The organism is Endozoicomonas sp. PH6C (assembly GCF_059322965.1).
This window is the reverse complement of record NZ_CP185342.1, coordinates 2764094-2779497: the sequence shown is the minus strand read 5'-3', so window position 1 is coordinate 2779497 and position 15404 is coordinate 2764094. Positions and strand designations below refer to the sequence as shown.

General features: G+C 47.8%; 5 protein-coding genes. 2 read left to right on the top strand and 3 right to left on the bottom strand.

All coding sequences use genetic code 11. The features are described from left to right. Window positions 1-157 precede the first annotated feature (157 nt). Window positions 158-3871, top strand: coding sequence for a DUF4116 domain-containing protein (locus tag ACOMG9_RS10415; protein WP_448216837.1), 3714 nt, complete (start codon window positions 158-160; stop codon window positions 3869-3871). 76 nt (window positions 3872-3947) lie between these two features. Here ACOMG9_RS10415 and ACOMG9_RS10410 read toward each other — a convergent pair whose 3' ends face one another. Further along, window positions 3948-7067, bottom strand: a complete 3120-nt coding sequence (locus ACOMG9_RS10410; protein ID WP_448216836.1) for a hypothetical protein — start codon at window positions 7065-7067, stop codon at window positions 3948-3950. Between the two features lie 338 nt (window positions 7068-7405). Between ACOMG9_RS10410 and ACOMG9_RS10405 the strand changes: the two genes are divergently transcribed. Further along, window positions 7406-11113, top strand: coding sequence for a DUF4116 domain-containing protein (locus tag ACOMG9_RS10405; RefSeq protein WP_448216835.1), 3708 nt, complete (start codon window positions 7406-7408; stop codon window positions 11111-11113). Window positions 11114-11215: 102 nt separating this feature from the next. On the opposite strand, the gene ACOMG9_RS10400 is transcribed toward ACOMG9_RS10405, so the two are convergent. After that, window positions 11216-11740: a hypothetical protein gene (locus ACOMG9_RS10400; RefSeq protein WP_448216834.1), complete on the bottom strand. Its 525-nt coding sequence runs from the start codon at window positions 11738-11740 to the stop codon at window positions 11216-11218. 300 nt (window positions 11741-12040) lie between these two features. After that, window positions 12041-15160: a hypothetical protein gene (locus tag ACOMG9_RS10395; RefSeq protein WP_448216833.1), complete on the bottom strand. Its 3120-nt coding sequence runs from the start codon at window positions 15158-15160 to the stop codon at window positions 12041-12043. Window positions 15161-15404: the final 244 nt, after the last annotated feature.

The following is a 15404-nucleotide window of genomic DNA, read 5'->3' as shown; positions in this document are numbered from 1 at the left end:
CCGATGTTGTCCCGAAGATTTCGCTACACCCCTCAAGAAACACCTCTCATTCTGTTAGCTCTGTGCAAGAAGAGGTCTGGTGTTCATTTATTGAAACTTTTTTCAAAAGTAAGGGTCTTATTTCAAAGAAATCAAGGAAATCCAGGAAATCAAGGCTATGGAGAGTATTCAACCCACAAAATCAGGTCCGGCTGAGGACAAATCGGCCCGGTTATCGGGTGATCAGGCAGCGTACGCACTCAACCGTTCTGTCACTCCTTACGATCAAGAGAGCCGTTCTCGCAAGCAGCTGCAGTTAATGAAGGTTTATCCAGGTAAAGCTTTCCCGTCTTTTACTCCGCTACCCGCTCGTGGTGTCGAACATCCGGTTACGAAAAATAGCAAGCCTGCCAGCCATGACTTGCCACCTGACATTTCTACTCTCATCACAGACGAGCAAATCCGATCCTCTTTAGGCGGCAAAGGATTGTTTCTGCAGCGTATGCAGCAGGCCAGGATCCCGGTTCCACCCTTCACTGTGGTTGAAACAACCCTGATCACCAGGCTCGAGCAACAGTCTTTCCCCGCAAAATGCCTGTTGCCCTTTTTGCCAGATATTGACTCGCGGGGCCAGGAATCATTCAGTCTGGAACAATTGCGCACGATCGTTACCGAACTCCCCCATCCGCAACAATCAGAATGGCTCAAGGGGTTATCCGAATTTATTGCCAGTGAGGGTTTCTATCAACAGGTCGAAAATATAAGTGCTGCCCAGGATATTCGCCATTGCTTCTTCAGGCTCCGGCAACAAGCCGGGGAAGCCTGTATCGTCCGTAGTTCCGGCGTCGATGAAGACCGCTTCGGCAACGCCCAGGCCGGTCGCTATGATTCCCGGGTTCATGGTGGCGGCGATATCCTGAAAACCTGCCTGCAAGTCCTGTCCTCCGCCTACCGACCTGAAGTCTGTCCAAACGGACAGGTAAAACCCATGGCGCTGGTCATGCAGGAGTGCATTCATTGCCAGCTGGGGGGCGTAGTGATAAGCCACTCAACGTTGCAGGACGATACCATTCAGGTGGAATTTGCACCGGGTCAACCCCGGGGGGCGGTCTCCGGAAATACAGGTATCCACCCTCATCGCTATACGATCAGGCGCAGTCATGACGAAAACAGTCAACCGGATCGGCAATTTACCGCTGGAGACGTTACCACACAGTTCGTTCTGGAAAAAATCACCAGTGAAGAGACCGGCGAAGCAGGTTATATCGAACAAAGCACGACGGCATCCCCGGATGCAAAAGACATCATGCTCTCTGACGAGATATTGCAAAAACTGCAGCAATACACAGAACAGCTGGAAGATATGTTCTGTTGCCCGGTCGATATTGAGTTCGGCGTGGATGGCGATCAGCAACTCTATGTGTTCCAGTGCCGACCAGTGACCCAGCTGCCAGGCAGTACCCGTTTCTCTGCACCTGTGCCAACCCTGCCACTGGCTGAAGGAATCATGGTCAGCGAAGGTTGCTGCAGTGGTGTAGCCATGGCGGTCACCGAACCGGTCAAGGCAGAACAGATTCCGCCCGGAACCCTTCTGTTTGCCAATCACGCCAGTGACTGGATGCTGGCACCCGATATTTTAAAACGTCTGGGCGGCTGCGTCTTCAAACAGGGGGGAACCAACGATCATGTTGCGATCACCCTGCGCCAGGCGGGTATACCCTGTCTGTTGGCTGGTTCTCAGTATTCTGAGGCGTTAAGACAGAGCAGCGGACAACAGGTAACACTGGTGGCAGGGAGTTTTGCCGGCAGCCCCGGAGCCTGTTTGCTAAACGGCGACCAGTCTGCCTTCTGGCAGGCCCATAGCACCAGTTCCAGACAGGATATCATCAGCTCACCCGCAACTGGTGCTGCTGAGCCACCGAACTTCAACCGAGTCGACGAAGGTTTTGACTGGCTGAATCGCCAAAATACCCGGTTACTGGACTATTTTCACCCTGACCGGTTAGCAGGCTTCTGCCTTGGCCCGGGGCGAAGTAAGGCCGTCAGCATGTCAGCAAACCGATCGAAACTATTAAAACAGCTTGGCATCGAGATTCAGCAGCTACAAGAGGATTTACAACGGTTTGTATCCGGTTATCAAAACTTTTTAACGCTGGCCACAGCGTCTGAATCGAATGCAATAGCAGCCGAAGTCCAACCCTTTACCGAGGAACTCCCATCCCTTGAAACACAAAGCAATTGTCTGAAAGATGCCATTGCTAACCTGCGCTCAAAAGTGGTCATACCGCTGACCACCGACCAGGAAGTACCGGACCAGTCTGCGAATTTCAGACAGTGGCTGAGAGATTGCCAGGCCTTGCTGGATAAATTGCAAAAACTGAACCAGCCCAAAGAAGTGACCGATATCCAATCTGCCCACGACCTGATTTACTGGCTTCATCAGCGATTTGTTAGCGCTCTCGCCCCGGTGGCAGCAGCATCAGGGCAGGGACAAATCACCAAAATCACAGAAAATAGAACACTGATTGACGTACTCCCCCAAGGAGTTCCCGGACTATTAAACGACAATTGCCTTTTTGTACTGAGAAAACTTGGCGTAGTAAAGCTACGCATGCTTAATATGGTAGATGCCGCTTTTATTAATGCAACCCTCGGAGTGCACATCTGCACCATAGCAATGCTGGAACAGGCTGAGGGAGGTAAGGGCCGTACACTTCGGCTCGACATCTCTGATCGTTTTTCCCAAGACGAGGAAAAAAAACACCTACAGGGCAAATTGAAACGTTTCTGGCTTTTGGTCCAGACACTACGTTGTGCATCAATTGATAAAAGTTCACGACCAATGGCGATCAGTTTCAATCAAAACGCGGGGAAAATGATCATAGAATACACCCAGGTTGATACCACCTTAGCGTTACAGAATGGCTTTGTGAAATTGATCACTGTCCTGAGAGGACTGCCCTCAATGGATATATCAATCAACAATTTTAATCGCGGAGATAATACTGATAAGTGGTGTTTTGAAACACTGGTTAAAAAGTGCCAAAACGGGTTGAACGACGACCTGAATAGCTGGATATTCAAACATTGCCTGGTATTGGATGTCATCAAAAGCCGGAATATACCCTCATATTACTATGACTTTGCGTTCCTTGATTTTCTAGACGGCGAATACAGGTTCTTCCATGAAATGGTCCAACAAGTTGATGATTTTCTCAACACAACTCAAGGCCCGGATAGAAGTTCAGATCTTCGTCAAATCCTGACCGCTGCTACCGAACACCTTCAGCCGAATTACGCTGCAAGAATAACAAAAGAACTGCTAGCTCACATGGCCATTGAAACCCACTTTCCAAAGATTTTTATTTTACTCTTGCGTGAGAACTTTGATATAGATCACGACAGGAATCTGGTGCTTTTCCTGGTGCAACAAAACCCGGATATATTCAGATATATCTCCGACAAATTCAAGGATGATATTGAAATAGCCAAATCTGCAATAGGACAGCAAGGGCTGTCATTAAAATATGCCAGCGCTCGTTTCAAAAAGGATAGAGCGCTGGTAATGCTTGCCATTAAAAGTGATGGCTGTGCACTAAAGTATGCCGGTAAGGATCTCAAAAATGACCCTGATGTGGTTATGGCGGCTACCAGAAGGCATTTTGATGCCTTTCACTATGCCGGGCAGACAGTAAAAAACAATAAAACCCTCTTGAGAATACTCATTGAAGAAAACCCCAAGGTCATGGACTTTGCTCCTGAGTCCCTTAAAAACGACAAGGACTTTGTTCTGCCACTGCTCTCAAGGGATGTCCGCATTTACGAATACCTTGGCGAGAGACTGAAATCTGATCCGGATATTCAGGCTGCAGCCCGGAACCAGGACGCTTGATTCAGGCAATAGAGCAATAGGCACAACTTATGAGGCTGGCTGTGCCTATTCCAGCCAGCCTTGTTGCGTCTTCGCTTCATTCCTTATACGGCAAAACACTAACATCACGATCAGGAACAACCTTCACGGGCACCAGCATTTCCTGCAGCTTTACCTTACCTTTCTTGTCATATCCCCTGAAACGTTTCTCATTAACCACCGCAAATCCTCTTTTCTCAAGCGCTCTTTTCGCCAGGGGTGATTTCAGGGTTTCCTGGGTTAATGTGCCGAGGCTCATGAGTATCCCTTTGGATTGCAGTCGTTGCACCTCCTGAACGATGGCCTCTTGTGTTTCAGTGCTCAGTAATCTGAAGCCATGGCGACATTGCATCTTTTCCAGGCGGGTCATTCTTTCAGGTACTCTGACTTGTCTGAGATCATGGAAACTGTTGTGGATGCCACGGGTAATCCCCTTTTTCTGGTCAGTCTTGCACTCTGTATGGTCAGGGCTGGTACAGGTGTTAATGCCTGCACGGCTGGCAATATAGCGCCGGACATTATCATCCAGGTATTTTTCCATGTTCTGCAGAGGCAGGGGCGTGTGTTCAAATTTATCGGTGATAGCGGTCCTGTCTGGCTGGAGCTGGAAAGTTTGAACATAGGGAACCGTCCGCAGGTCTTTGCTATCACTGCCAGTGACTTGTAGCAGATCAGCAGCACCGTGCATGGCGGCTTCCAGTTGCTGTTGCAAGTCCGGTTTCAGGGCAGGACCATGGGTGAAATTCCGGGTCAGTTGCGACGGCAGATCCAGACGCGATGGGTCAAACTGTCTGGGCTTTTGTCGGTCTTTGAAGAGTCCCGGGAACGAGGCATCAACCCCGCTGAATCGGATAAAGTCCATGCGGTCGGCAAAGCGCAATACATGCAGATAACCGCGAACCTGTGTGGACAGATTCTGGTCGCTCTTACCCTGTAGGTCGTCTTCCTTGCGGGCCAGTGCTTCGGCAATATCATTCAGCTGATGTTGTGGGTACTGCCCCTTCAGATCCCTCTTGAAATAGAAAGCCGCCTTGTCTTCTTCATCCTCTTTGGGGACATCTTCTGCAGCAGCATCATGATAGATGATCGCCAACGACAACAGGTTCTTTTCAGATTCAGAGAAACGCATCAGATCGGATTTCTCCAGCAATTCGATGTACCACAACAGATTGTTCCGGGCCCGCAATACATGACTGCAGTTGTGATCGGGCTTCCATACCCCGGGCAATGTGTCACTGCCAAGGCATTGGATGACTCGCTCAGGACCGGGGCGACGGTAATAATGCTGCAGTATTCTCAGAATGGTCTCTTCGTTATCCCTGGCATTGGGCAAAACCGGTGGAACGCTGAAGGCGTCAACGAGAAATTGCAACGCCTCTGGTTGCGTCAGGGAGGCAGGTTGGGCAGATCGACAGTCGCTGAGGCCGAGGGACTTTTGCAGTTCGACTATTTGTTGTTGCTCTGCTTTGACTTTTTCTGGCCATTGCTGGTAAAAGGGCTGTTTATCTCGGTATTTCCAGAGTGCTTTAATCCAGATGATATAGTCATCTGCACTCAGCTTTCCCAAGGATTCTTTGATGCCTTTAGGGCCGGTGTCAGCTATTTCTTTTCTCACGGCGCTTAATGTTTGCTCATTGGGCTTGCCAAAATGAAACAGTGCTAACAAATAATTCCTAAGTTGGTTAAAGGGATGATGTCCCTCAAAAGGTCGTTGAAGGACAAGGTAAAACGCTTCCTGCAGTTGTGCTGAACTGAGTCTCAGACAACGCTGATGAAACTCCAGCATCACAGCCGGATGATTGCAAGATGGGTGGCAAAGTATCATAGACCGTAAATCAATACCCTTGTAGGATAATCCCAATGCCTTCAGATGGCGGCAAAATCTTACTGAATAAAAATCCTTTAGAATGTTGTTGGCGGTTTGCTCATTAACAGACACTCCGCATCTGGCCAGATCAGTGGCTAATTGGACAAAAATTTCTTCCTGTTTAGCTGTCCAGCTCATACACTGGTCTTCGTCAGCTTCTGTCTCTCTGTGAAGATGGTCGTAAAGACATAATTCGCCTGCTGATTCGATCAATACATCAAATAGTGTTTGGTATTCTCCTTCGTAAAATACTTTCTTTTGTACAGGGAAACCCTGGTCTATTAATTTCCGTAAGCGTTGATGAGTGGAGGAATCCGGGTTCGTTACCAGTTTCATAATATCCTCAACCTGAACCGGATGCCGCTGTGTTGGCAGATGCTGTTGATTCAGAATTTCTGCTTTTAACGGCAATGGCAGAAGATTCAATAACATCATCAGGATCTCTTCAGAAATGTTGTGGGATATCGCAAAATTTCTAAGCCTGGCTTCATTAAGCTTTAACAGATGATCACTGGGGAGTTCATCCTCAAAATAAACCTCTGCAGAACCACCTTGCCTGGAAAAAACCAGCCAGGGCAATGGGTCTATGCCTAAAGCCTCCTCTAATTGGTGTTTATCCTGCAAATGATCGGTAATACTTTTGGCAATGTTCTCTTTTATAGTGAAAAAACACTTGATGTGTGATTTTGTATAGCCGGTGGTTAGCCATTCTGCAGGGTTTCTTAACTTTTCATTATCTTTTTCCCTGAATTCGGGCGCTTTGAATGTGCCGTTCGGTCGCAGTTCACCTGACGTAGACTTTCTGTATACACTACAGAGCCGGTCAGCTTGCTCGAGCTTTTTCAATCTCAGTGAGCTGTGGTCAGGGAGGCATTTAGTAGAAAGTTCATCCGGCTTTAAACCCCTGAGCTGTAAATGAGCTGTACAAGCATGATTTTTATAAGCAGCGAGCGTATCGGGTTTTAGAATGCCAACTGTGACATCTTTCGTTTGGGGTAATAAAGAAGGCACATCTTCGATAATCAGGTTGACGGGTCTTGGTGCTTTTGGATGCTCGTCATTATGGTCATGATAAACCGACTCTTTTTCGAATCTTGTATAACATGATTCCGAGTCGCACACCCCAATCTGCCGTGCACCCAAAGTGCCGGCCTTCAGAGCTGCGTGCAATTCCTGTCTTAGCTGCTCTCTGCTACCCGGGGACAGGCAGTGTGCAGTGTTTGAATTTTTGCCAGATTGCGCCGAACAACTCTCAGGGTTTGTAAACGATACTGTCGAGTGTGAATTTCTTGTTTTTGGTAATGAATCCATATCAATAACCCCTGGAGTAATTGCAAAATCATTGTGATGTCCGGATTAGAATTACCCCACTCGTATTGCCGCCCTGATGTTCCTGAAGCAAGGAAGCGTTAAACATAGAGATAAACCCGACGTCATTCCTGAGCCGCTGGTGAGTCACTGCTGACGATGAATACCTGACTTCATCGGGATGATGGTGTTGGTATTAAGGTTCTTTTAAAAACGGCACTATAGTTTCTGACTTTTTTACATCAAAAAAGTTCCTGCAGCTTAAACCCGGACTGACGATTAGTTGAAACTTTTTTCAAAAACACCGGTCAGATGTGAGAAGAATTATAGAGATCACAGTCATGGAAAAGGCTCAACCAACAACACCAGGCTTAACTTCACTGAAACCTGCCCGTAAGCCAGACTGCAACAGAGCATCTGCATTCGCTCGTTCTGTTATTTCTGCCAGGCAAGACTCTCCTTCTGGCATGGGGCACAGGACGGTTAATTCAGACAAAATACTTCTCTCTTGTCCTCAACTACCTGCTCGTGATATCAAACTTCCGAATACGGATAACCACAGACCTGCCAGCCATGACTTGCAGCTTGACACCTTGTCAGTCACCGATGACAGGCAAACCCGGGCTTTTTTGGGCGGCAAGGGACTGTTTCTGCACCGTATGCAGCAGGCCAGGATCCCGGTTCCACCCTTTACTGTGGTTGACACAACCCTGGTCGCCAGGCTGGAGCAACAGCCTTTCCCCGCAAAATGCCTGTTGCCCTTTTTGCCAGATATTGACATGCGAGGCCAGGAATCATTCAGCCTGGAACAATTGTGCGCGTTCGTTAGCGAACTCCCCCATCAACAACAATCAGAATGGCTTAAGGGGTTATCCGGATTTATTGCCAGTGAGGCTTTCTATCAACAGGTCAAAAATATCAGTGCTGCCGAGGATATTCGTCATCGCTACTTCATGCTTCAGCAACAAGCCAGCGAAGCGTGCATCGTTCGCAGTTCCGGTGTCGATGAAGACCGTTTCGGCAATGCCCAGGCCGGTCGCTATGATTCCCGGGTTCATGGTGGCGGCGATATTCTGAAAACCTGTCTGCAAGTCCTGTCGTCCGCCTACCGGCCTGAAGTCTGTCCAAACGGACAGGTAAAGCCCATGGCGCTGGTTCTGCAGCAGTGCATCCATTGCCAGCTGGGGGGTGTAGTGATCAGCCACTCAACCTTACAGGACGATACCATTCAGGTGGAATTTGCTCCGGGTCAACCCCGGGGGGCGGTCTCCGGACATACAGGCATCTGCCCTCATCGCTTCAGGATCAGGCGCAATGATGACGAAAACAGTCAACCGGATCGGCAATTTACCGCTGGAGACGTTACCACACAGTTTGTTCTGGAAAAAATCACCGACGAAGAGACCGATGAAACGGGTTATATCGAACAGAGCACCACGGCAACCACCGATGCAAAAGACATCAGGCTTTCTGACAAGATATTGCAAAAACTGCAGGAATACACAGAACAGCTGGAAGATATGTTCTGTTGCCCGGTGGATATTGAGTTCGGCGTGTCTATGTTAGGGCAATTGTACCTGTTCCAGTGTCGGCCAGTGACCCAGCTGCCGGGCAGTACCCGTTTCTCTGCACCAGCACCAGCCGTGTCGATGGCTGAAGGAATCATGGTCAGTGAAGGTTGCTGCAGTGGTTTGGCCCTGGCGGTCAACGAACCGGTCAACGCAGAACAGATCCCGTCCGGAACCCTTCTTTTTGCCAATCACGCCAGTGACTGGATGCTGGCACCCGATATTTTAAAACGTCTGGGCGGCTGTGTGTTCAAACAAGGGGGAACCAACGATCATGTTGCCATCACCCTGCGTCAGGCGGGTATACCCTGTCTGTTGGCTGGTTGTCAGTATTCTCAGGCATTAAGACAGAGCAGCGGACAACAGGTAACACTGGTGGCAGGCAGTTTTGCCGGCAGCCCCGGAGCCTGTTTGCTGACCGGCGACCAGTCTGCCTTCTGGCAGGCCAATAGCACCAGTTCCGGTCAGGATATCATCGGCTTACCCGCAACCATTCCTGTAGAACCACCCGAGTTCACCAGAGTCGATGAAGGTTTTGGCTGGCTGAATCGCCAGAATGACCGGTTGCTGGACTACTTTCGCGCTGACCGGTTACTAAGCCATTGCCTTGGACCAGGACGAAGCAAGGCAATCAGCATGTCAGCAAACCGATCGGATCTGTTGTCACAACTTGGCAGGGAGATTCATCTTCTGCAGGGCGATCTGCAACAATTTTTATCCGGTTATCGGCGTTATTTAGATCTGGCCGTCGGGTCTGAAGCGGTTGCTATACCCTCCAAAATCCAGCCCTTTACCGATGAACTCCCGTACCTTGAAACACAATTGATAGACCTGGAGGATGCCATTGATGACCTTTACACAGAAGTGGTCACGCCGCTGGCTGGCAATGAAGAATTGCCCTCCCGGCGGACGGATTTCGGACAATGGCTGAGAGACTGCCAGACCTTGCTGGATACATTGCAAAAACTGAACCAGCCCAGTTATGAATGCGAAATCTGTACTGTCCACGACCTGATCTACTGGCTTCATCAGCAATTTGTCAACGCTCTCGCGCCGGTGGCTGGCGCATCCGGCCAGGGAAAAATTACCGAAGTTGAAGAAGACAAAACGCTGGTTGAGATACTCCCCCGGGGAGTTTCCGGACTATTAGACGACAATTGCATCTCGGTACTGGGCAAGCCTAGTTTATTTGAACTAAGCGTGCTGAATATGGTGGATGCCGCCTTTGTTAATGCAACTCTGGGAGTGCACATCTGTACCATAACCATGCTGGAACAGGCCGAGGGAGGCAAGGGCCGAACACTCCGCCTCAACATCTCAGATGATTTTTCCCAAGACAAGAAAAACGAGCACTTACAGGGTAAATTGAAGCGTTTCTGGTTTTTGGTCCAGACACTGCGTTGCGCATCATTAGATAAAAGTTCACGGCCAATGGCGATCAGCTTCAATCAAAGCGCGGGAAAAATGACCATAGAGTATACCCGGTTTGATTCCACACCAGCATTACAGAAGGCCTTTGTGGAATTGGTGAACATTCTGTCCGGGCTCACCTCCATGGATATATCAATCAACCAATTTAATTTCAGTAAAAATAACGACAAATGGTATTTTGAAACGCTGGTTAAAAGGTGTCAAAACGGGCTGGACGAACCTTTAAATAACTGGACGTTCAAACATTGCCTGGTATTGGATGCAATCAATGACAGGGAGGCAGATTATTGGGATCATGAATATACTTTCCTTGATTATCTGGATAGCGAATACAAGCTGTTTTTTGATATGGCCAGTAAAGCTTGTCATTTTATTGAGGCAACTGAAGATCCGAATAGAAATTCAGAACTTCGCCAAATATTTAATGCTGATACCAAACACCTTGAGCCGAATGATGCTGCAAGAATAATAAAAGAACTGCTATGTAGCATGGCCATTGCAAGCGAGTGGCAAGGGCGAGAAGCCTGCATTGAACTGCTGCGAGAGGACTTTGATTTAGATCATGACAGGGATCTGGTGCTTTCGCTGGTTCAGCAAAGCCCGGAAATATTCGGTTTGATCGCCGACCTGTTTAAAGATGATACTGACATAGCGAAATCTGCCATAGAACAGCAAGGAGATTTGTTAGCTTATGCCAGCGAACGTCTCAGAAATGACAAGTCGCTGGTTAAGCTTGCCGTCAATAATTATGCGGATGCACTCAAATATGCCAGCACAGACCTCAGGAATGACCCGCAAGTGGTTTTGTTGGCTACCAGAAGCTATTTTCCTGCCTTTTACTATGCCGGACAGACAGCAAAAAACAATAAAGTCCTGTTGAAGACAATCATTGAGGAAAATCCTTTAGCCATGTTCTATGTCGCTGATTCCCTTAAAAATGACAAGGATTTTGTCTTGTCTCTGCTCTCACGCGTTCCCCAAATCTACGTATACCTTAGCGACGAACTGAAATCTGATCCGGATATTCAGTCTGCAGCTGAAAGGATGTAGTGGAATGGGTGACCATTCTGTCAGGTCTGACCTCCATGGATCTGTCAATCAACCCATTTAATCTCAGTAAAAATACTGACAAATAGTATCTTGAAACGCTGATTAATCCGATGAAATTACTTCACTTTGGCGAAGGCGCTCGTAATGCTCAGATTCATCATATGAGGGTGGAGCATTCGTTCTGTCTTGATCCCGGGGGATGCCTGAACGACGCTGGTTTGCGTCTCGCTCTGCCTGAATTCTAACTGCTCTTTGAAGATCTCCTAATCGCTGACATTCTTTAATAAAGGCTGCCTCGGCCTGAAAACCTGCTTGCCCGCCAAGAATGAACCCGGTTACCACAGCACCCACAACCCCCAGAGGGCCAAGTGACAATAGGTGCCCGGCAGCCAAACCGCAAGCGATACCGGTAGAAATACCGACTTTCCTCATTTGTAAGCCCGGACCAAACCGTATTTCAGCAGGATTATGACATGTCCAATCACGGGCATCCCAGAGGAAGTTTTCGTAGAAAGATTTTTTTACGGTCAGCCGCAGAAACTTGCCAACATTTGAATCCGTGCTTGAATCCGTTTGTGTACCTCGGTCAATTGTTTGATGACTGGGTGTTTGAGTGTTTACATTCATAATAAGTTACTTCTGTTTTTAAATTATAAATCGTTCAAATTACTTTACCCTCACAGAGAATAAGTTTTACCGACACTTGTGATCATATATTTCACAAAATATTCAGCGCATATTTGTAGTATCAAGTAATCTGACAACGGAATTAAGCTGATTTCTTTAATCCCTGCGGCTTTAGACAGTGCCACTACAAAATAATTCCATTAATCATTTATCATTTCTAAACAGTCCGCATTCAAACCTGCCTGCAAGGTGTCAGTTTGTTGCGATTTTGCCTCGTCTCTTTATGAGGGCTGGCTGTATCTATTCCAGCCAGCCTTGTAGCTTGTTCGCTTCATCAGGATCAGGCGGAACCTTCACGGGCACCAGCATTTCCTGCCGATTTACCTTACCTTTCTCGTCATATCCCCTGAAGCGCTTCTCCTTAACCACCGCAAATCCTCTTTGCTCAAGCGATTCTTTCGCCAGAAGTGATTTCAGGGTTTTCTGGGTTAATGTGCCAAGGCTCATGAGTATCCCTTCGGATTGCAGTCGTTGCACCTCCTGAACGATGGCCTCTTGTGTTTCAGTGCTCAGCAATCTGAAACCGTGGCGACATTGCATTTTTTCCAGACGGGTCATTCTTTCAGGCACTCTGACTTGTCTGAGATCATGGAAACTGTTGTGGATGCCACGGGTAATCCCCTTTTGCTGGTCCGTTTTGCACTCTCTATGGTCAGGGCTGGAACAGGTGTTAATACCTGCACAGCTGGCAATATAGCGCCGGACGTTATCATCCAGGTATTTTTCCATGTTCTGCAGAGGCAGGGGCGTCTGTTCAAATTTATCGGTGATAGCGGTCCTGTCAGGCTGGAGCCGGAAAGTTTGAACATAAGAAAGCGTCCGGAGGTCTTCATGATCACTGCCAGTGACCTGTAGCAGATCAACAGCACCGTGCATGGCGGCTTCCAGTTGCTGTTGCAAGTCCGGTTTCAGGGCAGGATCAAGGCTGAAATTCCGGGTCAGTTGCGACGGCAGATCCAGGCGCGATGGGTCAAACTGCCAGAACTTCTGTCGTCCTGTCAAGAACCCCGGGAACGAGGCATCAACCCCGGTGAATCGGATAAAGTCCATGCGGTCAGCAAAGCGCAGTACATGCAGATAACCGCGAACCCGTGTGGAAATATTCTGGTCACTCTTACCCTCTACGTCATCTTCCTTGCGGGCCAGTGCTTCGGCAATATCATCCAGCTGATGTTGTGGGTACTGCCCCTTCAGATCCCGCTTGAAATAGAAAGCCGCCTTGCCTTCTTCATCCTCTTTAGGGACATCTTCTGCAGCGGCATCATGATAGATGATTGCCAATGACAACAGGTTCTTTTCAGGTTCAGAGAAATGCATCAGATCGAATTTCTCCAGCAACTCGATATACCACATCAGATTGTTCCGGGCCCGCAATACATGACTGCAGTTGTGATCAGGCTTCCATACCCCGGGCAATGTGTCACTGCCAAGGCATTGGATGACTCGCTCCGGTCCGGGACGTCGGTAATAATGCTGCAGTATTTTCAGAATGGTCTCCTCGTTATCCCTGGCATTGGACAAAACCGGTGGTACGCTGAAGGCGTCGACGAGAAATTGCAACGCCTCTGGTTGCGTCAGGGAGGCGGATTGGACAGATCGACAGTCGGTGAGGCCGAGGGACTTTTGCAGTTTGACTATTTGTTGCTGCTCTGTTTTGACTTTTTCTGGCCATTGCCGGTAAAAGGACTCTTGATCTCGCCATTCCCAGAGTGCTTTAACCCAGTGGATATAATCATCTGTGCTTAACGTTCCCAGGGCTTTTTTAATGCCGATAGCGCTGGTGTCTGCTATTTTTTTTCTGATGGCGCTTAATGTTTGCTCATTGGGCTTGCCAAAATGAAACAACGCCAGTAAATAATTCTTAAGTTGTTTACAGGGATGATGTCCCTCAAAAGGTCCTCGAAGGACAAGGTGAAACGCTTCCTGCAGTTGTGCTGAACTGAGTCTCTGGCAACGTTGATGAAACTCCAGCATCACAGCCGGATCGGTGATAGAGTCGAGATCAATCATTAAAGTCCATAAGTCTGCACCCTGGTAGGATACTCCCAATGCCTTCAAATGGCAGAAAAGTCTTTTTGAATAAAATTCCTCTAAAAGTCTACTGGTGGTTTTCTCAGTAACAGGCACTCCACATCTGGCCAGATCAGTGGATAATTGGATAATGATATCTTCCTGATAATCTGCCCAGCTCTGGCACTGGAATTCGTCATTACCCGTCATTCTGTAAAGCTTATCGTTCCGCCAGGATACGGTTGCTGACTTGATCAATAAATCAAATATTGTTTGGTATTCTCCCCGGTAAAGTACTTTTTTTTGAACAGGGAAACCCTGGTCTATTAACTCCCGTAAGCGTTCACGAGTGAAGCAATCCGGATTCGTTACCAGTTTTATAATGTCCTGAGCTCGAAACTGCACCGTTGGCAGATGCTGTTGATTCAGAATTTCTGCTTTTAACGACATTGGCAGAAGATTCAATAACCTCTTCAGGATCTCTTCAGAAATGTTATGGGATATCGCAAAATCACCAAGCCTGGCTTCATTAAGCGTCAACAGATGATCACAGTGGAGTTCATCCTCAAAATAAACTTCTGCAGAACCACCTTGCCGGGAATAAACCAGCCAGGGCAATGGGTCTATGCCAAAAGCCTCTTCTAATTGGTGTTTATCCTGCAAATGATCGCTAATACCTTTGGCAATGTTCTCTTTTACAGTCAAAAAACACTTGATTTGTGATTTTGTATACCCGGTCGTGAGCCATTCTGCAGGCTGTCTTAACTTTTTATTATCTTTTTCCCTGAATTCGGGCGGTTTGAATGTGCCATTTGGACGCAGTTCACCTGACGTAGACTCTCTATAGACACTACAGAGCCGGTCAGCTTGCTCGAGCTTTTTCAATCGCAGTGAACTGTGGTCAGGTTGGCATTTAGTAAGCAGTTCATCTGGTTTTAACGTATTTTCCTCTAAAGAAAATGTACCGGCATGATCTTTATAAGCAGCGAGCGTATCGGGTTTTAGAATGCCGACTATGACATCGTTCGGTCTTACTAACATCGAGGGCACGTCTTCGATAATCAGGTTGACAGGTCTTGGTGCTTTTGGAAGCTCGTCGTTATGGTCAAGATAAACCGACTCTCTTTCGAATCTTGTATAACATGATTCCGAGTCGCGCACCTCAATCTGTCGAGCACCGAAAGTGCCTGCCTTCAGAGCTGCCCGCAATTCCTGTCTTAGCTGTTCTTTGCTACACCGGGACAGACTATGTGAAGTGTTTGATTTTTTGCCAGACTGCGCAGAACAACTCTCAGAGTTGGTAAACGATACTGTCGAGAGTAAATTTCTTGTTTTTGGTAATGAATCCATTTCAATATTCCTTAGAGACATTGGAAAGTCATTGTGATGTCCGGATTAGAATTACCTCACTCGTATTGCCGCCAGGAGCCTGACGATAAAATAACTGCCTTCATCGGGATGATGGTGTTGACATTAAGGTTCATTTAAAACCGGTATTGATGCTTTCTGACTTTTTTATATCCAAAAAGTTCCTGCCGCCTGGATCCGGACTGACGGGTAGTTGAAACTTTTTTCAAAAGCACCGGTCAAAGGT